Origin of the sequence: Nocardia sp. NPDC050406 (assembly GCF_044459025.1) — a bacterium.
Lineage (GTDB): Bacteria > Actinomycetota > Actinomycetes > Mycobacteriales > Mycobacteriaceae > Nocardia.
Genome location: NZ_JBITIM010000003.1, coordinates 610,627 through 630,351, shown reverse-complemented (window position 1 = coordinate 630,351; position 19,725 = coordinate 610,627). Strand labels below are relative to the sequence as shown.

The following is a 19,725-nucleotide window of genomic DNA, read 5'->3' as shown; positions in this document are numbered from 1 at the left end:
TCAGACCGCCGGTACCGGCCGGGCGCGATCGGTGGCGACCAGCGCCGCCATCGCCCCCAGTACGGAGCCGGTGACCCAGCGCTGCGCCCGCAGCCACAGCGGTCGCCCCGCCAGGAAGGTGGCGACCGCGCCCGCGCCGAGCACGATGAGGCCGTTCACGCTCACCGCGATGGCGATCTGCACCGCACCCAAGCCGAGGCTCTGTAGCCACACCCGGCCGTGCTCCGGCTCCACGAACTGTGGGATGAGGGCCATGTACATGATGGCGATCTTCGGATTGAGCAGATTGGTGACCAGGCCCATGGTGAACAGCCGCCGGGTGGGGTCGGCGGGGAGATCCTGCGGGGCGAAGGCCGAAATGCCGCCCGGGCGTAGGGTTTTCCACGCCAGCCAGGCGAGGTAGGCCGCGCCCGCGAGTTTCAGGGCCAGATACAGCGCGGGGACCATGGCGAAGATGGCGGTGATGCCCGCGGTCGCGGCGGCCAGATACACGCCGAAGCCGACGACCACACCGGCGAGGGAGACGAATCCGGCCCGCCGCCCCTGTGAGACGGTGCGCGACACCAGGTACATCATGTTCGGCCCCGGGGTCAGTACCAGCCCCAAGGCCGCCGCCGCCACACCCAGCACCGCCGTCGCCTCGATCATGTTCTCGATCGTGCGCGATCACCCGGCCGCGTGTCACGGGCCAGTCGGCAACCGCTGGACCGCTCGGTGCTTCCTCGTACCCGAGTTCAGGAGCGCAGCGTTCCCGGATAGAGGTACTCGTCGGCGGGCGGCTCCTCGGTGTCGAGCCAGGCCGCGAAGAATCCGGTCAGATCGTGGGGTGTGCGCGTCCGCATGAACTCGCGGAACTCCGGCATGGAGGCATTGCCGTACCGGTGCGCGGAGACGAAATCGCGAATGGCGGGGAAGAAGGCGTCATCGCCCATGGTGCGGCGCAGGGCGTGCAGGAACAGCGGGCCGCGGTAGTAGACCGAGGTGAATTCCCTGCCCACGCCCGGATCCTGGAGCTTGACCCGCCAGAACTTGGGATTGCCGTGGAACTCGGTGAGCGTCTCGCGGTAGAGCGCGTCGACATCCTTGCCCTCCTTGCGCTCCGGCCACAGATAGTCGGCGGTGTAGCTGGCGAAGCATTCGTTCAGACAGATATCGGACCACTGCTTCACCGACATGGAGTCGCCCCACCACTGATGGGCGATCTCGTGCACCACCGTCTGCAGATCGGTCCACGGCGCGTAGATGGGCCGGGTCTGGGTCTCCAGCGAGAATTCCAGCTCGGTATCGACGTAGATACCGCCCGCCGCGTCGAACGGATAGGGGCCGTAGAGCTCCTCGGACAAGTCCAGGATCTCCGGCAGGCGCTGCTCGTTCTCCTTGGCGGCCAACGCATCCGGTGCGAAGGCGCTCAGCAGCGGCATGCCGTTGGCGCGGCGCTGCTCCAGGAATTCGAACTTCTCGATGGCTATGGTGGTGAGGTAGCCGATCACCGGCTGCCGCGACTCCCAGACCACGGTGCGCTGGCCGTTGGCGAGGGTGTCCTCGGTCTTCAGGCCATTGGACATGACCTCCCACTCCTGCGGCACCGTGGCGCGCAAGGTGAAAGTCGCCTTGTCCAAAGGCGTGTCGTTGAGCGGGTACCAGGTGGTGGCCGAATGCGGTTCGCCCGCCACGAAAGCCCCGCCGCTGGGGGAGTTGAACCACCCCGTGTCCTCGCCCTCCGGCGGCGCCCCGGCGTACTCGACCTGGACCGAGAACGGCAGCCCGGGCAGCAGCGGCAGCAGCGGAGTGATCACCAACTCGTGCTCGTCGGTGCGCTCGAACCAGGCGGGCAGGTTGTTGACCGTCACCTTGGTGACCGCCGGACCGGCGTAGTCCAGATTGAACGTCCGCAGCGCCTGGGTGGCCACCACGTCCAGCCGGGCCGCGCCGATCAGGTGATGCGTGGGCGGGTCGTAGGAGATGGCGACGTCGTAGTGCGTGGCGTCGTAGCCGCCGTTGCCGTCCAGCGGATAGTAGGGGTCGCCGAGGCCGGGGGAGCCGACCAGCGGATCCGACGGTTGTGCCTGTGCGGGCGCGACCGCCGCTGCCGCCACCAGGGCCAACCCCGCCACCGAGTACCGCCAGAACCTCTTCACCCGACCCCTTGCTTTCCCGACATTTCAGTCATCCCGTACCGACCAGCCGATGCTAGCCGCCCGCCGCCCTAGTGGCTGGTACCCGACACCGCCACACTCGCGCCCAATCCGAAGATCATCACGCCGCCCGCGCCGCCGACCGCCTCGAGCCGCTTGGGCGAGCGCGCGAACCAGGCCCGCGCGCTTCCGGCCAGCAGGCCCCAGGCGCTGTCGGAGGCCAGCGCGATGGCCATGAAGATGCCGCCCAGAATCAGCATCTGCAGCGGCACCGCCCCGCTGGCCGGATCGACGAACTGCGGCAGCACCGCGGAGAAGAAGATGATGGCCTTCGGATTGCTCACTCCGACGATGAACGCCTGGCGCAGCAGTTTGTGCTGCCGCGCGGGTTCGGCCTTGGCCTCCAAGGCTTCTCGCAGCGATTTGCGCTCCCGGAACGCCTGGATGCCGATGTACATCAGATACAGCGCACCGGCCACCTTCACCACCGTCAGCGCGATGGCCGAGGCCGCCACGATCGCGCCCAGACCGGCGGCCACGAACAGCAGCACCACCATGACCCCGGCCGAATGCCCCAGCGCCGAGAGCAGCGCCGCGCGGCGGCCGTCGGTGAGCGCTCTGCCGATGACGAAAAGCACTCCGGGACCGGGGATTACGATCAAGATGGTGGCCGCGACGAGAAAGGCCACCAGATTCGCAGCGGGGATCATCTCTGGAGTCTATGCCCGCGCACCGGTGCGGCGGCGAGTGATTTTCACGCCTCGCGTAGTTCGTCCGGTAGCTGCTGCGGGTCGATCAACAGCCGTTTGGCGTCCACCCGGCGCACCTTGGCCGCCAGATCCAGATTGTCGGTGAGCAGCTGCCATTCGACATCGTGGATATCGCGCCGGGCGCGCTCGATGATGTTGAGGTCCCGGGTGCCCCAGGCGATCGGCATCATGGTGACCGAATGCCAGAGCTCGCCGACCGAGGCGGGGGCGCGGTCGATGCGGACGGTCACCGCGGGGACGCGCTCACCGGGCCGGGGGCGGTGCCCGGGCAGGGATTTCACGGTGCGGGTCACCAGCGCGTAGCGGGGTCCATCGGCATTCGGCTTGGCCAGATCCACCAGGGCCAGCAGCGTGGTGCCCTTGTTCGTGCTCTCCGAGACGACGGTGGGGACCAGCGTGCCGGTGTTGTAGAGCTTGTCGATCCGGGCGCGGTGCGGGGTCCACAGCCCGACGAAGAGCGCGGTCGCCGCCCCCAGCGCGAAGGCGATGGCCAGCAGGTAGGACCACGGATGCCGCAGCCAGATCAGATAGGCGGTGCCCATGCCGAGCAGGACCGCCGCGGCGATCGCCAGCACGCGCAGCCGCCGCAGATAGGCGGCGACTTCGTTGACCGCCCGGGCATGCTCGCGGTCCACCACGAATTCGAAGCGCCGTCGCACGTGCGTTCCCTCCCGCCTTCTGGAGGCATCTCCTCCAGTTATCCTATCGTCGGCCCCAGCAGGTCGTCCGCATCGGTGATGCGATAGGCATACCCCTGCTCCGCGAGGAAACGCTGCCGGTGCGCCGCGTATTCGGCGTCCAGGGTGTCACGCGCGACCACTGAATAGAAGTGTGCCTGTCCGCCATCGTGTTTCGGCCGAAGCAAGCGCCCGAGTCGCTGCGCCTCTTCCTGGCGTGAGCCGAAGGTCCCCGAAACCTGCACGGCCACAGAGGCTTCCGGTAGGTCGATGGAGAAGTTGGCGACCTTGCTGACGACCAGCACCGGGATCTCGCCCTGCCGGAAGGCTTCGAACAGGGCCTCGCGCTCCTTGGTGCGCGTCGAACCCTGGATGACCGGAGCGTTCAAATGCTCGCCCAGCTCCTCCAGCTGATCGAGGTACGCGCCGATGACCAGGCTCGGTGCGTCCTTGTGCCGCGCCAGAATCGATTCCACGACGGGCAGTTTGGTGCGCGCGGTGGAGCAGAGCTTGTAGCGCTCCTCGGGTTCGGCGGTGGCGTAGGCCATGCGCTCGGCATCGGTGAGCGTCACGCGCACCTCGACGCAGTCGGCGGGGGCGATCCACCCCTGCGCCTCGATATCCTTCCACGGCGCGTCGTAGCGCTTGGGGCCGATGAGGGAGAACACGTCGCCCTCGCGGCCGTCCTCGCGCACCAGCGTGGCGGTGAGTCCGAGGCGGCGGCGCGACTGCAGGTCGGCGGTCATGCGGAAGACCGGCGCGGGCAGCAGGTGCACCTCGTCGTAGATGACCAGGCCCCAGTCGCGGCTGTCGAACAGTTCGAGGTGCCGGTACTCGCCCTTGGTCTTGCGGGTGATCACCTGGTAGGTGGCGATGGTGACCGGGCGGATCTCCTTGCGCTCGCCGGAGTACTCGCCGATCTCGTCCTCGGTGAGCGAGGTGCGGGCGAGCAGCTCACGCCGCCACTGCCGTCCCGCCACGGTATTGGTGACCAGGATCAGGGTGGTGGCCTTGGCCTTGGCCATGGCCGCCGCGCCCACCATGGTCTTGCCCGCGCCGCAGGGCAGCACCACCACGCCGGAGCCGCCCGCCCAGAACGAATCGGCCGCCATCTCCTGATAGTCGCGCAGGTGCCAGTCCTTGGACTCGAAGTCCAGGGCGATCTCGTGCGCCTCGCCGTCCACGTATCCGGCCAGGTCCTCGGCGGGCCAGCCGATCTTCAGCAGAATCTGCTTGATGTGCCCGCGCTCGGAGGGGTGCACGACCACCGTGTCGTCGTCCAGGCGCGCGCCGAGCATGGGCGCGATCTTCTTGTGCCGCAACACTTCTTCGAGCACCGCGCGATCGAGCGAGACCAGCGTCAGCCCGTGCGCCGGATGTTTCACCAGCTGTAGCCGCCCGTAGCGCGCCATGGTGTCGACGATGTCCACCAGCAGCGGCTGCGGCACGGCGTAGCGGGAGTAGGTGACCAGCGCGTCCACGACCTGCTCGGCATCGTGCCCGGCGGCGCGCGCGTTCCACAGCGCCAGCGGGGTGATGCGATAGGTGTGCACGTGTTCGGGCGCGCGCTCGAGCTCGGCGAACGGCGCGATGGCCTGCCGCGCGGCATCGGCCGACTCGTGGTCGACCTCGAGCAGCAGCGTCTTGTCACTCTGAACGATCAATGGACCGTCGGTCACGGCACCTCCTGGGAAATTGGGTCCGCCCGACCCCCGGGCCGTCGTCCATTGTTCCTGAAGCCACCGACAGGCTCGCTACCTGCATCGAGATCGGTAGCTGCGGGTATGGGACGGCCGCTCGCGGGTCGGCGGCTTCCGCGACGGGCAGCGGTGTGCGCCCGATCGGGGTCGAGGGCCGTAACCGATTCTGCGGGAACGTGTTCCGGCCGTAACGGTTCGGGGTGGGGGATCGACGTACCGGCCTGAGTGGGCATCGTTCGCCTATGTAACGACAGGTGCTCGCATCACGACTAGAGTGCGCAGGGCCACAGTTGGACGTGTGCCCAGATTTTCGAGAGGGATAGAGCTTCATGAACTACTTCAGCCTGCAAATGCTCAACAACTTTCTGCCGATGATCCTCAACCTGTCGCTCATGGGTATGCGCGGCGGAGGCATGTACTACTGAGTCGTCCCCTACTCCGGGGCCATCCCTCGGACTGATGCGCCCGTCGGTGGGGTGCGGGTACGCTCACGCCGTTCACGGCGGCCGTGAACGGTTCGGTGAGAAAGGTTTTCGCAGGTGAAGTTCGCAGGAACGAGGGCGATCGCGCGCCTCGTGCTGGCATTCGTGGCGGTAGCCGCGCTGGCCGGATGTTCGATGTTCTCCGATTCCGGCAAGTCCGAGACCGCGAAGGCGGCTGTCGGCAGCTGCATCAGCGTCATCGAGGGCTCCATGGTCGACTCCAAGACCGAGCCGGTGGACTGCTCCACGGAGCAGGCCGTCTACAAGGTCATGCAGGTCTACGACACCAAGACCGAGTGCAAGGAGGAGTACACCTCCTACGAGGAGACCAGCAACGGCGACACCACCGCCTTCCTGTGCCTCGCGCCCAACTTCAAGGAAGGCGCCTGCTACAACGAGAGCCCGACCACCGGCTACAAGAACGTGCCCTGCACCGCCACCGAGGCCTCCTTCAAGGTGAACCAGCGCATCGACGGCCAAGCCGACGAATTCCTCTGCGACGCAACGGCCATCGGCTTCCGCATCGTCCCCGACCCCAAGATCACCTTCTGCCTCGGCACCCCCAAGGCCTGATCTCCGACGAGGCCGAGCCCGCCCCCGGCGGACTCGGCCCACCTCGGGCAAACCGCTGCACCCCTACGTTCAGCGATGCCGAGGGTCTCGCCCCCGACCTCTCGGCTTCGGCTTCGTCAACCCTTGACGTCTCGAAGTCTTCCCGATCTTGGCGTCTCGAGGTCTTCCCGATCCTGGGGTTTCAGGGGCGTCAGCCCCTGAGAGTCCCGAGAGTTGGGTCAATCCACGAGGGCGACCGAGGCGATGCGGTGCAGCGTGAAGTGGCGGACCGCGCCGGTCACCGGGTCGAGGGCGTCCAGTTGGCCGCCGCCTACCTTGAGGGGCTCCACCACGCGCTGCGAGGCCACGCCTTGGGCGTCCACGTAGCCGATGTGCACCGCACGTCGCACGCGCGCCGCCAGTTGCAGGAGGGCGAGGGCGGCGGCGGTGTTGGTGCGGCTGCCGTCCGACCGCACCGCTTGGCCCGAACGGGCCTGTGCCGCACGCTCTCCCGCGCGCAACTCGGCGACGAGCGACTCCAATTGCTCGAGACTCGGCGGGTTGGGGCGATAGCTCGGGCGGGTGTTCGGCCGGGGCGCGATGCGAATGCCGCGCGAGCGCAGATCCACCACGGCCCCCGAGGAATCCTCACCGGCGGGGCTGAAACCCGCCGCGCGCAAGCGCGTGAGCACCTCCGCCAGCGGGGCCTGCGAGATCGCCACCGTGGGCGCGACGGCCCGCAGCGCCAATTCCCCGGCGACCGGCGCGGCCAGCACCTCGGCCAGCAGCGCCGGATCCTCGCTGCGCACGAAGGATTGCGCCATTCCCACCCGCAGCCGCCCGTGCCTGCGCGCCACATCGTCGATGAGATAGGTCAGCGACTGTGGCACCGGCGTGCGGGAGTGGGCGGTGAACAGATTCTGTAGCTCGGCGGCGGTCGCACCCGCGTCCAGCGCCCGGCGCACCGAATTCTCGCTGATGCGGTAAACCGTTGCGGCACCGGCGGATTCGACATCGGCAACCAGGGATATCCGCTCCTGGAGCTCGGGCACGAGCGGCCCCGGCGCGATCACCGTCAGATCCGCCTGAACGAGCACGTGATCCACCGGTGCGGGCAGCGCCGCCGCCATTGCCGCCTCGGCGTCGGCCGGACCGGATTCGTTGCCGTGCAACAGCGCTCGCCCCGCCGAGGTGAGCGCACCGCGCGCCACCAATCCGACGGCCTCGGCCTCGGCCAGCGTGCGCTGTACCGCGTCGGTGCGGAAGTGTCGCCGCCAGCGCGGCTGCCGCCAGGCCAGTACGCGACTCAGCTCCGAGGCGGAAACCGCTGTGCCGGAGGGGAATTCGCCGAGCAACTCCAGAATCGCGCGCCGATCGCGCACGGCGTGCATGTTCCGCAGATCCGGTGCGAGCGCCACCAGCGGTTTGTCGTTCGCGTCGCGCATCCCGATCATCCACGGGAAGCGATCGAGCTCGAGCCAGGCGCGGGCGAGCACCACCCAGCGTTTGGCGGGCGCCGCGGCGTCCCAGGCGTCGAAGGTGGTGGTGGGCGCCCAGTAGTCGTCGGTGTCGGAATCGGGGGCCGGTTCGGGAATACCCTTGTCCACCAGGCGCGCCGCCGCGAGTATCTCGGCGAGCAGCCCGATCCGGGTTTCATCGATACCGGTCTGTTTGACGATGCGCCTGATCTCGCGGACCCCGAGCCCGCCCGAGCGCAGCACCGGCGCGGGAGCCTGCCCGAGGGTCTCCAGTATCGCGGCGGCATGGCGCAGCAGTTCGCCGACCTCACCGGCGGCGGCCGCGTTCACATCCGCCGCGGTGAGCTTGGTGGTCTCCGGTTTGGGCGGCGTGAGTTCGTGCGGATCGGTGACCGGTTCGCGGCGCAGCACCTGCCCGACGGTCGGCGGCAGCTCCACCGTCTCGTCGTCGATCCAATTCAGCAGCCGCCGCGCCAACAACCGCTGTACCGGCCGGTCGGCAGGGGTATCGGGCGCGGCGTCCCGGGTGCGCCCGCGCGGACCGGTGGTGGCGAGCTTGTCCAGCAGCGCCTTCTCCTGCGAGGTGAGCTCGGCCAGCGCGGCGACGATCTCGGATTCGGTGAGCGCGTCGGGCAGCTGCGTGGTGCTGCCCAACGGCCACGGCAGGGCCTCTTGCGCGGCCGGGATCAGGTGCAACTCGCTGTCGGGGCCCCAGACGAGGCCGCGCGCCCGCAGCCGGTCCACGGCGGCATTGATGGCGGTCTTCGCCACCCGATCCCCGAGCAGCTTGTGCAGTCGCGGCCGTGGCACCGGCCGGTGCTCGCGACTGTCCGCCGCTCCGTGCACGGCGAGCGTCTCGATCACCGCGAAGTCGAGCGTGTCCAACTCGTCGGTGGCCCGCAGTACGGAGGCGCGCTGCTCGATTCGCGCCGCCAGCACCGCCATCGAAGAGGGCAGCGGCACAGCCAGATCCGGCCGCACCTGCAACAGCGCCACCAATTCGGCGTCCTTGCGCCCCGCCAGCCATTCGGCCAATGTCGCGGGCGCTTTGGCGGCGGCCTTACGCGTTTTCGCGGCTGCCTTCCGCGGCCCCTTGGCCTCGGCGATCTCACCCTCGGCGGTCGTCTGGTCGCCAGCCGCGGCTTGCTCGTGCGCGGAGGCAGCCTCGTCGCGCCGGAGTTCGGAGCCGGATTCCTCGCGCGCCTCGGTGTCGCCCGAGTCGTCGGGAAGTGAACCCGCCGAAGCGAGCCCGGCCGCGTCCACCTCCGCACCGGATGCGGGCATGGCGGAACCACCGGGCGAATCGGAGAGTGCTGGGCCGCCGGGGGATTCGGGGCCGTCGCTATCGGTCACGGGAGTCCAGGCCGGGAAACGCGGTCGCGGAGACGACCGGTGCGCGGTGCCGGGCACGAGTCAGCGGCCGCGCGCCGAATATCGGGCGCGACGGCCGCCGCGAAACGAACCGCCCCACGAACCGCACGAAGTGAGGGCTTGTCAGCGATTGATGACGGTGTGCGGGTGCACGTAGGGCAGCTGATCCACCGGAAGCGGGAACTCGGTGTCCTCACCGTACGGAGAGAGGCCGCCGGAGCGCGTCGACGACAGTTCGGTGACAGCGTGGTCACCGTTCTCCACCTGGGGCCAGCCATTGTCGACGTAGGGTTTCTTCGATTTGTTCACCACGCGCCCATTCTGGCATGACCGCAGTCACCATGCCCCGCCCGGCACCCCGGATCCACGACATCCCACCGCTTTCCGCCAGCAAATACACAAACGCCCCGTATCGCCATTGATACGGGGCGTTCGGTAGCGGCGATCGGGTTACTGCGGCAGCAGTCCCTTGTTCGCCTGGAAGAAGTCCACGACCGCGGGATCGAGCTTCGTGCCACCGTTCTTGGCGGCATTGACGAAGTCGATGGCTTCCTGCGGGATATTGATGCCCTGCTGCTGCGCCACGTCGAAGGCGCGATCGACGGCCTGGAACACTTCCTGGCTGCCGTCGGCGGCCTGCTGCTGGGCCTGGCCGGGGTTCCAGCGCGGGGTTTCCTGCGCGGGGGCCGAGCGCGGGGTGGGTCCGCTGCTGAGGCCGAGGCTCGAGGAGCAGGAGGGCCAAGCGCCCCAACCCTGGGTGGCGAGCACCTTCTCCGCGATCACGATCTGCTCTTCACGGGTGGCCTGGTTGGCGGTGGGGGCGAATTCGCCGCCGCCGTGGGCGGTCCAGGTGCTGGGCGAGAACTGCAGTCCGCCCTGGTAACCGTTGCCGGTGTTGATGCCCCAGTTGCCGCCTGCTTCACACTGCGCGAGGCGATCCCAGTCGGAGTCGGGTGCCGCGCTGGCGTTACCGGCCAGTGCCACTCCCGCGCCGCTGATCATCGCGCCGGTGACGGCGACCTTGGCGACGGTGCGGCCGGTGTTCGTCGGCTTGCGATGGCGTCCACTCATATTCGGGTCGTTTCCTCTCGTACGCTCCTGCGGGCCGACTACCGGGGGCGAACTGAGAGGTCGTCCGCTCCGGCGCGCTGGATGCGCGCTATGCCTCGCCCTCACCCCTCTTTCCGTGTGGGGGTCCGTACCCGCGGGGTGAGGTTCGGTGCGGCGGGCCGGTGGCGCCGGGCTGACCCGGCTAGCGAGAGACACTACGACGACCGACGCGAAAAATCACCATTTGGTAACCGGCGGGTCTGCGCGGGTCTCGCGCTGTGACAACGGCTTCCAATCCGGCGTCTGTGCTGGTGGTCACGGCGAGTCCGCGCCGATAGGGTCCTGTCACCGCGCTGTTATCGTCTCGTTATGTGACTAAGATCACATGTGTAGCCGGGTAACGGATTGGGCAATCGCGGGTGTCGCGGAATCGGACACGCCGCCGCGCGCACGCGCACGGTCGCACCGCGTGGAAGCGTTCGGTCGCGCCGCGCGACTCAGCGCGATCGACGCCCCGACCACAGCGCGAACGCCACCCCGCAGAGGAAACCGAGCGGTGCGCACATGGCGAGCAGATACAGCCACAGCCCCGGTTCGGAATCCGCGAAAGCGGCCCACCCGAAGATGCCGATGATCGCCAGCAATCCAATGGCGAACAGGCCCATGGCAATACGCAGCGGCCAGGTCCCGGACCTGCGGGAGGGCGACGTGGAGGAGGTGTCGGACACCTCTGCACCGTAAAACTGATGTGCTCGCGCTATTCACACCGGGGTAGACTCGAAGACATTCGCGTCCCTCATACCTGTGTGGGGCGCGTTCTTTTCGCAAACGGATAGGTTGCGGACGATTGGTCCGACAACCCACTTGTGCCCGGGTGGTCCGGGCCATGGAACGACGAACGGGTGAGCGCAGTGCCGACCGGCAAGGTGAAGTGGTACGACGTCGAAAAGGGCTTCGGCTTCCTTTCCCAGGATGAGGGTGAGGACGTCTATGTTCGGTCGTCGGCGCTGCCCGAGGGCGTCGAGGCGCTCAAGCCCGGACAGCGGGTGGAGTTCGGTATGGCCGCGGGTCGCCGCGGTCCGCAGGCGCTGAGCCTGAAATTGCTCGAAACCCCGTCCGTGCGTGGGCAATCGGGTGATCGCGGCCGCGGTCGCGGCGCCGAACCGGCCATGCCCCGCAAGAGCCCCGACGAGCTGCACGGCATGGTCGAGGACATGATCAAACTGCTCGAGATGAAGGTCCAGCCGGATCTGCAGCGCGGGCGCTACCCGGATCGCAAGATGGCCCAGCGCATCGCCGAAGTGGTGCGCGGCGTGGCGCGGGAGCTCGATCACTGAGAAGTGGTCGCACAGCAGCGAATTGGGCCCCGGTGAGCACAGCTCACCGGGGCCCTTCTCGGTTCGGGTGGCGAATCGCCTTGCCGCCGAAGCGCTATGGCCTCAGGACGAGGTGCGGATGGACCAGGCGGCGTGCGGGATGTAGCCCTCTTCACCGGTCGTCGTATCGCGCGCCAGAATCGGCAGCTGGAATTCCACGCCGATCAGCGGCAGCCGCGGCGCGGACGGAATGGTGACGGCCACCGTGCCCGCGTCGTAGTCGCGGTGCGAGAGGCGCTTGGGCATGATCGTGCCGTCCGGCAGTTCGTAGTACGCCTCGGCGACCCACGGATTCTCCGCGATATCGCGGGGCAGCGACAGCTGCAACGGGTAACCGGCGGGGACGTCCAGATCGGTGAACGAGCCGGTGTGGCAGTCCTTGCCGTCGGTGCAGGCCAGCTCGATGGGCAGCAGCGACTCGCCGTCCTTGGGCAGCACCCGGCAGTCCTCCATCTGCACATTGCAGTACATGAACGGCTCCACCGTCACCGACTTGCCGTGCGAGTACGCGGTGATCGTCGGCTCCGGCTTGTCGGCGTCGCGCACCGCGAGCGCCACGACGGCGCCCACCGCGGCCACGAAGACGAGCAGGGCCACTGCGACGAGGGCGAAGATCGTGCGGGCGTTCGGTTTGCTCACCGGGGCTTCCTGTTCGTCATGTGGCGGGTTCCCCGGCCCCGTGGCCGTGGACTTCCTGTTTCGCGTGCTGTGGTCGATTGCCGCCCAAACCGGGCAGCAGCGAATGCCCACGGTAGCTGACCACGGTCTGGACCAGACCGAGCGCCATGATCCCGGCGACGACCGCGAAACCCTTCCAGTACTCGGTCGGCAGCAGTACGCCCGCCGCGCCGCCGAGCACCCACGACAGCTGCAGCACCGTCTCCGACCGGCCGAAACCCGAGGCGATGGATTCCGGCGGCAGATCGTCCTGAATGGCGGCGTCGAGGGAGACCTTCGCCAGCGCGCTGGCCCCCGAGGCGATCAGCGCGGCCACCACCGCGCCCATCTGATTGCCGAGTATCGCCGCGATGGCCGTCACCGCCACGCAGGCGATGGTGCAGCTGAGCACGATGAGGGAGGGGCGGCCCAGTTTCATGCGCGCGCCCGTGGCATTGCCCACGAAATTGCCGACGGCCGCGGCCGCGCCGACCACGCCGAGCATGGCGGCCTGCTGCACCGGGCGGTGTTCGGTGGCCTTGGCGACGAAGGCGATATAGAAGGTCAGGAAGCCGGTCAGAATGCGGATGGTGCCATTGCCCCAGAGCCCGGTCACCACGGCGCGGCCCAGAGGTTGGCGGCGTTTGCTCGGTTGAATCCGCTCCGCCTGCGCGGGTTCCAGAATCTCGGTGCGGCGATTGTCGCCGTGATAGCCCAGCGTCGCCGGGACCTCGCCCTCGGTGACCTCCACCCAGGACGGAATACGCAGGCTCAGATAGCATCCGGCGCCCGCGAGCACGGCCGCGAAGATCAGCGCGCCGGGGGTGTGGAAGACCATGGCGATCAGCCCGGCCACCGCGCCCGCGCCCAGCGTGCCGCCCACCAGTCCGAAGACGGTGAGCCGAGAGTTGGTGCGCACCAGGTCGATTCCCGGTGGCAGCACTCTCGGTGTGACGGCACTCTTCAACACCGAGAACGATTTGCTGAGGATCATCATGCACAGCGCCAGCGGATACAGCGCCCAGGTGTCGTAGTTGAAGATCAGCAGCAGCGCCACCACCACGCGGACGGCGAACGATCCGGCCAGCGCCAGTCGGCGACCGCGTTGCAGGCGGTCCAGCATGGGCCCGATGAGCGGGGCGATCACCGCGAACGGGGCGATGGTGATGAGCAGGTACAGCGCCACCTTGGATTTGGATTCGGCGGTGGCGCTGGCGAAGAAGAGCGTATTGGCCAGCGAGACCGCGATGGCGGCGTCGGTGGCGAAATTGGCCATGGTGGCGTAGACGAGCGCGGTGAGCCCGGACTCCTCCGCGCCGTCGGCCTTGGCGGCGCGCTGGAAGGTGGCGATGCCGCGGTTGGTGAGTTCGATACTGCGGCGCGCGGCGACGCGGGTGACGGTCAGTTTGCGCGGCGGCTTGCGCAGGCCCGGACTGGTGATCTCGCGGGTGTCCTGCGGATGCGGTTGGGCGAGATCGGATTCCGCGGCGTACTCCGGATCCGTCGCGGCGAAGCGCGCGGTCGGCGGCAGCTCGTCCGGACCCGATCGCGCGGGCGGCTGCGCGCCCGGCACCGCCGGGGGTGGGGGCGCGCCATGCGGTCCGATCGCGGGCGGCTGCGCGCCGCGCGGTGTCGCGCGCCCTCGATGCGCGTTTCGGCGAGCGAGGAACTCCGGCACCTCGGCCTCGTCGTACGGGCGCGGCGCGGGCGTATTGGGCGGCGGATACCGGTCGTATCCCGGGTGCCGTTCGATGAGTGGGTACTCCTCGTCGCCCCACCGATCGGATTCGGCATCTGGGTCGCGAGGAGTTGTCACGCCCCAATTCTTGCAGTGTCCACCGACGGCGGGGCGGCCCACCGTGATCCCGGCCTGTCCGAGGCCGTCGATTCTTCGCTGTCGGACCAGGATTCACCCGCGCGCCGGGTCGCGGTCGAGAGGAACGTCACGGCGCGTTCGACCTGATGACAGCGTTGGGGGCGAAGGCTCAGGAGGGGACGAAGCGGACCTCGTAGGAGGTGGGCCACTTCTTGCCGGTGAGCAGGAAGCGGTCCGTGCCGGGGATGTGGGCTATGCCATTGAGGACGTCGGTGGCCGGTGTGCGGTCCGCCGCGGGGAGCAGACCCGAGGCGTCGATGACGGCCAGGACGGTGCCGGTGTCGGGGTCGATGCGCAGGATCTGCTCGGTGGGCCAGGCGTTCGCGTAGACGGATCCGTCGGGGGCGCAGTCGAGTTCGTTGAGGCGGGTGTCGGTGCGGGAGGTGAGGGTGATGTCGTCGGTGGGTTCGAAGGTGCGCGGATCGCGGAAGGTGAGGGTGGCGCTGCCATTGCTCATGACGAGGCGGTCGCCGCGTGTGCACAGGCCCCAGCCCTCGCCGTCGTAGCGGGCGCGGTGCAGTTCGTCGAGGGTGTCGGCGTCGCGGGCGATGGCGGTGCGGTCCTTGTAGGTGAGCTGCCAGAGCACGTCGCCGGTGCGGGTGATGCCCTCGCCGAACAGGGGCGCGGGCAGATCGGCGCGGGCGAGTTCGGCCCCGGTGGCCAGATCGCTGGTCCGCACCAGCGACACGCCCGACAGTCCGGTGCTCTCGTAGAGCACGCCGTCGTGGATCTCGAGGCCCTCGGTGAAGAAGGTGGCGTCGTGGGGTCGTGACGCGACCACCTCGGCGCGCATTCGCGGCGTGTTGTCGGGCTCCTCGACGCCGCACGCGGTCGTCGCGGACAACAGCGCCGTCGCCGCCAGGAACACGGCCATGGGCGGTCCGAACTGGCCAGTCACTACCGGTGCACGGTGTTTGCGCTCCATACGGCAAAATGTAGGGCGTGAGCGCTGTTCCTGTTTCGGAGTCCGGTGTGCGGCCGATCCTCGCGGAGGCGGTCGACCTGGCCCGTCGTGCGCTCCTGGACCTGGAGCCCGCCGGAGTCGGAGTCCACCTCGGCGTGTCAGGCGAGGACGACGCATCGGCCACCCATCATTTCGAGGCGACCCTGCCCGGGTATCGCGGTTGGCAGTGGGCGGTGGTGGTGACGGCCCCGCCGGAGGCCGAGCACGCGACCGTCAGCGAATCCGCGCTGCTGCCCGGGCCCGATGCCCTGGTGGCCCCCGATTTCATTCCCTGGGATCAGCGTGTCCGCCCCGGTGACCTGGCCCCCGGCGATCTGCTCGCCCCGCCCGCCGACGATCCGCGCCTGGTGCCCGGTTATGTCGCGACCGGCGATCCGGTCGTCGACGAGGTGGCCTACGAACTGGGCCTGGGCCGCAGCCAGGTGCTCTCCCGCGAGGGGCGCGAGGAGGCCGGTGAGCGCTGGTACTCCGAATTCGGCCCCGATACCGATATGGCCCGCGCCGCCCCCTCCACCTGCGGCCTGTGCGGCTTCTTCGTTCCCCTGGCCGGTGCCCTGCGCGCGGCCTTCGGCGTCTGCGCCAATGCCATGGGCGCGGACGGCCACGTCGTCCACGTCGACTACGGCTGCGGCGCACACTCCGACACGGTGCTGCCCACCGGCGGCGGCTCCCCGGCCTTCGAGGCCTACGACGACGCCGCGGTCGAACTGATCCCGACCGCCGAACTCCGCAAGGAGAACGGCGCGAACGGGGCCGGTGCCGAAGTGGATTCGCCCGAGGCCGACGCGGCTGGCTCCGGTGCAGCGGTTGCCTCGGCCGACGCCGATGCCACTGCCTCCGACGCGGCGGACAACGCTGTCGCCGAAGCGGATTCGTCGACGGACGTTGATCCGGCCGCCGCGAGCATGACTTCGGACGAGCCGGATGTGGAATCCGGCGAAGAGCCGGTGTACCCCACCCCGGCGACGGCGGAATTCGTCGCGCCCGTGGTGAGCCCCGAGACCGTCGAGGCGGAGGCGCTGGTCGAGGACGAGCCCGAGATTCCGGCGACCGCCGAATTCGTCGCGCCCGTGGTCGATCACGCCGGGGACGCGGCGAGTGTGCCCGGGACGGAAGGGAATTCCCCGGCCGACGGTCCCGAGACCGGCGAGATCACGCTGTTCGACGTCGATCCGGATGCCGGACCCTATGACGATGCCTGGGGTGTGGCCGCCGTCAAGGTTCAGCCTCAGCCCGGCGAAGCCGAAGCGCCGGAGTCGAACTGAGTCATCCCGGCACGGTTTTCGGATCACGCCATGTGGTTCGAGTCGCTGCCGTGCGGGAAGGCATCGTGCGGTTGATACCGCGGCGGGCCATGCGGTTCACACCGACGCGGGTCGTGCGCCGCGACCCGGCCGCCCTGCGTGCGGAGATCGTGTGGGCATACCCTGTGGCGTCGCCATGATCGATTGTCGGTGCGCGGCTCGATCGGATGCGAATGCTGGGTAGTGCGCGACTTCCTGGAAGGGGTGTGTCGGTTGTCGAACGGTAGTGGGGTGGCGGATCCGTTCGGGACCGGCGCATTGCGCGAGGGTGTGCTGGCGGCGTGGCGGGGGTCGCCCACGCGGCTGCGGGAGGATGCCGCCACCGAGGCGGATCTGGTGCGGGCCGGTTACCGGGACCGGGTGCTCACCGAACTCGCACAGAACGCTGCCGACGCGGCCGCCAAGGCGGGCGTCGCGGGCCGCATTGCCGTGTGGCTCGATGGGGACGTGCTGCATGTCGCGAATACCGGTGTGGGGCTCGATGTTTCGGGTGTGCATGCCCTGACCGCGCTGCGCGCCTCGGCGAAGGTGGCCGACACCTCGGTAGGTCGCTTCGGCGTGGGATTCACCGCCGTGCTGAGCATTTCGGAGGAGATCGAATTTCGCTCCACCGCTGGTTCGGTGCGCTTCTCGCGCGCGAGCACCCGGGAGGCGCTGCGGGACAGCGGTATCGCGATCCCGGAGACCGAGGGCGAGTTCGTCCCGCCCGCGCTGCGGCTGGCCTGGCCGATCGCGGAGGGCCCGACCGAGGGATTCGACAGCGAGATCGTGCTCCGGCTGCGCCACGGTATCGACGCCGTCGAGCTGCTGGCCGGGATGCGCGCGGAGGCGACGGACCTACTGCTGGAACTGCCCGCCCTGCGAAGCATTCGAGTGGCCGACGACGAAATCGTCAGCGCGGTAATAGATCTCACCAGTGAAGAAGGCGTGTCCCCAGACCTGTCAGGATTCCCCGACACGTGGGGTGGCGACGGCTCCTTCGCGGAGACGGGAGACGGCGCAGGCTCGCGACGCACCACAGGGGCGAAGAGCGGCGGGACGCGAAGCTCAGCGGCGGGGCGATACGAGGATTCAGGGTCTGCCGGTGATTCGGGGAACGGGCTGCAAGAGGTCCGAATAGCCGGAGCCCACGGCGAAGTGCGCCGGTGGTGGCAGTATCGGACCGCCCGCGCGAGGTGGCTGCTGCCGCTGCGCGAGGGCCGTCCGGTCGCCGCCGACCCGGATGTCTTGCGCGCCCCCACCCGCTCCGACGAGGAGCTGTCGCTCCCGGCCCTGCTCATCGCCGACATTCCCATGCAGCCCGACCGGCGACGCCTGCTGCCCGGTGTCCGAATCGCCGACTTGGCTTCGGGTTACGCGGATTTCGCCCGCGCCCTGCCGCCACGTCACCGACTGCTACTCGTCCCCACCCCCGGGTTCGCCCGCAGCGAGGCCGACAGTCGGTTGCGCGAAGCCCTGGTCGCCGAATTGCGCGACCAATCCTGGCTGCCGGTCCTGCATGCCGATGAGGCGGGATTCGGGGTACCGGCCCACCTCGATGCGGACGAGCCGTTCACCGACACCGCACTCGACGACGACGCCCTGCCCGACGCCGATGCGGATATCACCGCCGCAACGGTGGTCACCGGCCCCAACGCGGCGACCGTGGAACGGCCTGCGCGCGCGAGCGTATTCCTCGGCGTCTCCGACGAATTGGCGCGACTGCTCGCGGAAATCGTCGGCCCCCTGGTGATTCCGGACCTCTCCGGCCGCGCCACCGCCGACGCCCTGGGCGTCCTGGATGTCCACCGGCTCGGTCTGGCGCGCATCGCCGAGCTGTCGGCGAGCCTGGAACGCCCGGCCCAGTGGTGGTATTCGCTCTACGACGCCCTGGAACCCTTCGTCACCGACCCGCTCGCCGTCGAGGAGTTGGGCGCGCTGGCCGTACCGCTCGCCGACGGCCGCATGGTCACCGGCCCGCGCACGGTGGTGCTCGACGACCACCTCGAGACGGCGGTGCCGGTGCACTGGGCGCGCCTGGTGCACCCCGAGGCGGCGCACGCGCTGCTGGGGCGGCTGGGCGCGCGGCCAGCGGGAGCCGAAGAGCTGCTCAATGATCCGGCCCTGCGTGATCAGCTCGACCACGATCCGGGCGATCCCGATACCGTCGAGGCCGTGCTGAGTCTGGCGGCACACGTCCATCCCGGCCGCGACGCCCGCGACACCGTGCCGCCGGGCACGCTCCCGACCTGGCTCGGTCTGCTCGAATTGCCCGACAGCACAGGCGAACCCGTCCCCGCCGACGAACTGCTGCTCCCGGACGCGCCGCTGGCCGGGGTGTTGGTGGACGACTCGCCGTTCAGCACCGTCGATCCCGAACTCGTGGACCGCTACGGCCCCGCGGCCCTGCGCGCCGTCGGCGTCGGCTGGAGTTTCACCGTGGTGGCGGAATCGGATCCGACCGGGCCCGACCACCACCTCGACGACGAGGACCTCTGGTGGGAGGGCCTGGCCGAGGACCCGCCGGAGCTGCTCGCCGTCCGCGATCTCGACCTGGTCGACGAGGCGCGCTGGCCGGAGGCCCTGCGGCTGTTGCTCTCCGACCCGGCCACCCGCCCCTTGCTCGCCGACCGCGACGGTTACACCGCCTGGTGGCTGCGTCGCCACGCGCGCATCGACGGCACCCCCCTGGGCCTGTTCCGGCACGCCGCCGACCCCGTCTTCGACGGCCTGCTGCCCCAGCTGCCCGCGAGTATCGACGCCGACCGCGATGCCCTGCGCGCCGTGCTGGCCGACCCCGACACCATCACCCACGATCTGGCGGCCGAACTGCTCGCCGCCCTCGCCGATCCCGCGAGAAACCCCACCCCGGAAGCGATTTCGCAGACGCACCGCCGACTCGCCGAGGCCACCGCCGCCGGACGCCTGGACCTGGACGATCTGGTGCTGCCCGACCGCGTGCGCGCCCTCTCCGGCGCTGTCATCGATGCCGCCGACGCACTCGTCCTGGACCAACCCTGGTACGGCCTGGCGCTACCGCCGAACCGCCTCGTGGTCGGCGATATCGACTCCGCCGCCGATCTGGCCGCCCTGTTGGACCTGCCGCTCGCCTCGCGGGCGGTCACCGCCGAGGTGCTCGGGGCGGGCCGCCGCACCACCTGGTCGGCGGAGCCGCTCGGTGTGCTGTGGCGGCTGCGCTCCGGAACCGCCGCCCCCACAGGCGATCTCGTGATTCACGAGGAGCTGCGGGTGCGGTTGTCCGGCGCGTACGACGCGACCGTCGCCGTCCCATGGTGGCGGGACGGCGACGAGACACACGTTGTGGCACAGCCGCATTCGGCCGACGGGTAGCGC

General features: G+C 69.4%; 15 protein-coding genes and 1 pseudogene. 4 read left to right on the top strand and 12 right to left on the bottom strand.

The genetic code is table 11. From position 1 onward, the window contains the following. The 5 genes from ACIBH2_RS26260 to ACIBH2_RS26240 all read right to left on the bottom strand — a co-directional run bounded on the left by ACIBH2_RS26260 (position 1) and on the right by ACIBH2_RS26240 (position 5,261). Positions 1-648 (bottom strand): LysE family translocator, encoded by a 648-nt coding sequence (locus ACIBH2_RS26260; protein WP_397122056.1) that lies wholly within the window; start codon positions 646-648, stop codon positions 1-3. Positions 649-734: 86 nt separating this feature from the next. Then, positions 735-2,138, bottom strand: a complete 1,404-nt coding sequence (locus ACIBH2_RS26255) for a M1 family metallopeptidase (RefSeq protein ID WP_397122054.1) — start codon at positions 2,136-2,138, stop codon at positions 735-737. Positions 2,139-2,206: 68 nt separating this feature from the next. Next, positions 2,207-2,845 (bottom strand): LysE family translocator, encoded by a 639-nt coding sequence (locus tag ACIBH2_RS26250; RefSeq protein ID WP_397122052.1) that lies wholly within the window; start codon positions 2,843-2,845, stop codon positions 2,207-2,209. A gap of 44 nt (positions 2,846-2,889) precedes the next feature. Further along, positions 2,890-3,564, bottom strand: coding sequence for a DUF3239 domain-containing protein (locus ACIBH2_RS26245; protein ID WP_397122050.1), 675 nt, complete (start codon positions 3,562-3,564; stop codon positions 2,890-2,892). A 38-nt stretch (positions 3,565-3,602) separates the two neighbouring features. After that, entirely contained in the window at positions 3,603-5,261 is a 1,659-nt protein-coding gene (locus ACIBH2_RS26240; protein ID WP_397122048.1) for a DNA repair helicase XPB, read from the bottom strand. 560 nt (positions 5,262-5,821) lie between these two features. Between ACIBH2_RS26240 and ACIBH2_RS26235 the strand changes: the two genes are divergently transcribed. Continuing rightward, positions 5,822-6,337, top strand: coding sequence for a hypothetical protein (locus tag ACIBH2_RS26235; RefSeq protein WP_397122046.1), 516 nt, complete (start codon positions 5,822-5,824; stop codon positions 6,335-6,337). A gap of 218 nt (positions 6,338-6,555) precedes the next feature. On the opposite strand, the gene ACIBH2_RS26230 is transcribed toward ACIBH2_RS26235, so the two are convergent. The 4 genes from ACIBH2_RS26230 to ACIBH2_RS26215 form a co-directional block, all read right to left on the bottom strand. Continuing rightward, positions 6,556-9,147 (bottom strand): helicase-associated domain-containing protein, encoded by a 2,592-nt coding sequence (locus ACIBH2_RS26230; protein WP_397122044.1) that lies wholly within the window; start codon positions 9,145-9,147, stop codon positions 6,556-6,558. Positions 9,148-9,288: 141 nt separating this feature from the next. Then, positions 9,289-9,477, bottom strand: coding sequence for a hypothetical protein (locus ACIBH2_RS26225; RefSeq protein ID WP_397122042.1), 189 nt, complete (start codon positions 9,475-9,477; stop codon positions 9,289-9,291). A 138-nt stretch (positions 9,478-9,615) separates the two neighbouring features. After that, positions 9,616-10,236 carry a transglycosylase family protein gene (locus ACIBH2_RS26220; protein ID WP_397122040.1) on the bottom strand — a complete coding sequence of 207 codons (621 nt, stop codon included), beginning with the start codon at positions 10,234-10,236 and terminating at the stop codon, positions 9,616-9,618. A 476-nt stretch (positions 10,237-10,712) separates the two neighbouring features. Next, positions 10,713-10,943, bottom strand: a complete 231-nt coding sequence (locus tag ACIBH2_RS26215; RefSeq protein WP_397122038.1) for a hypothetical protein — start codon at positions 10,941-10,943, stop codon at positions 10,713-10,715. A gap of 183 nt (positions 10,944-11,126) precedes the next feature. Between ACIBH2_RS26215 and ACIBH2_RS26210 the strand changes: the two genes are divergently transcribed. Further along, positions 11,127-11,552, top strand: a complete 426-nt coding sequence (locus tag ACIBH2_RS26210; RefSeq protein WP_397123024.1) for a cold-shock protein — start codon at positions 11,127-11,129, stop codon at positions 11,550-11,552. A 102-nt stretch (positions 11,553-11,654) separates the two neighbouring features. Here the strand turns inward: ACIBH2_RS26210 and ACIBH2_RS26205 are convergent, their stop codons facing one another. The 3 genes from ACIBH2_RS26205 to ACIBH2_RS26195 all read right to left on the bottom strand — a co-directional run bounded on the left by ACIBH2_RS26205 (position 11,655) and on the right by ACIBH2_RS26195 (position 14,998). Continuing rightward, positions 11,655-12,230 carry a DUF2771 domain-containing protein gene (locus ACIBH2_RS26205; protein ID WP_397122036.1) on the bottom strand — a complete coding sequence of 192 codons (576 nt, stop codon included), beginning with the start codon at positions 12,228-12,230 and terminating at the stop codon, positions 11,655-11,657. A gap of 16 nt (positions 12,231-12,246) precedes the next feature. Continuing rightward, positions 12,247-13,854, bottom strand: coding sequence for an MFS transporter (locus ACIBH2_RS26200; RefSeq protein ID WP_397123022.1), 1,608 nt, complete (start codon positions 13,852-13,854; stop codon positions 12,247-12,249). A gap of 379 nt (positions 13,855-14,233) precedes the next feature. Beyond that, complete coding sequence (locus tag ACIBH2_RS26195) at positions 14,234-14,998, bottom strand: glutaminyl-peptide cyclotransferase (RefSeq protein ID WP_397123020.1); 765 nt, start codon at positions 14,996-14,998, stop codon at positions 14,234-14,236. A 98-nt stretch (positions 14,999-15,096) separates the two neighbouring features. Between ACIBH2_RS26195 and ACIBH2_RS26190 the strand changes: the two are divergent. Both ACIBH2_RS26190 and ACIBH2_RS26185 read left to right on the top strand, forming a co-directional pair. After that, a pseudogene (locus ACIBH2_RS26190) lies at positions 15,097-15,885 on the top strand (DUF3027 domain-containing protein); the annotation flags it as partial. 738 nt (positions 15,886-16,623) lie between these two features. Then, a complete protein-coding gene (locus tag ACIBH2_RS26185) occupies positions 16,624-19,722 on the top strand; it encodes a sacsin N-terminal ATP-binding-like domain-containing protein (RefSeq protein ID WP_397122034.1) in 3,099 nt (1,032 codons plus the stop codon). Positions 19,723-19,725 lie beyond the last annotated feature (3 nt).

Coding starts and splice junctions, on each gene's coding strand:
- ACIBH2_RS26260 (WP_397122056.1), bottom strand. CDS start 648: ATGATCGAGGCGACGGCGGTGCTGGGTGTGGCGGCGGCGGCCTTGGGG.
- ACIBH2_RS26250 (WP_397122052.1), bottom strand. CDS start 2,845: ATGATCCCCGCTGCGAATCTGGTGGCCTTTCTCGTCGCGGCCACCATC.
- ACIBH2_RS26220 (WP_397122040.1), bottom strand. CDS start 10,236: ATGAGTGGACGCCATCGCAAGCCGACGAACACCGGCCGCACCGTCGCC.
- ACIBH2_RS26195 (WP_397123020.1), bottom strand. CDS start 14,998: ATGGCCGTGTTCCTGGCGGCGACGGCGCTGTTGTCCGCGACGACCGCG.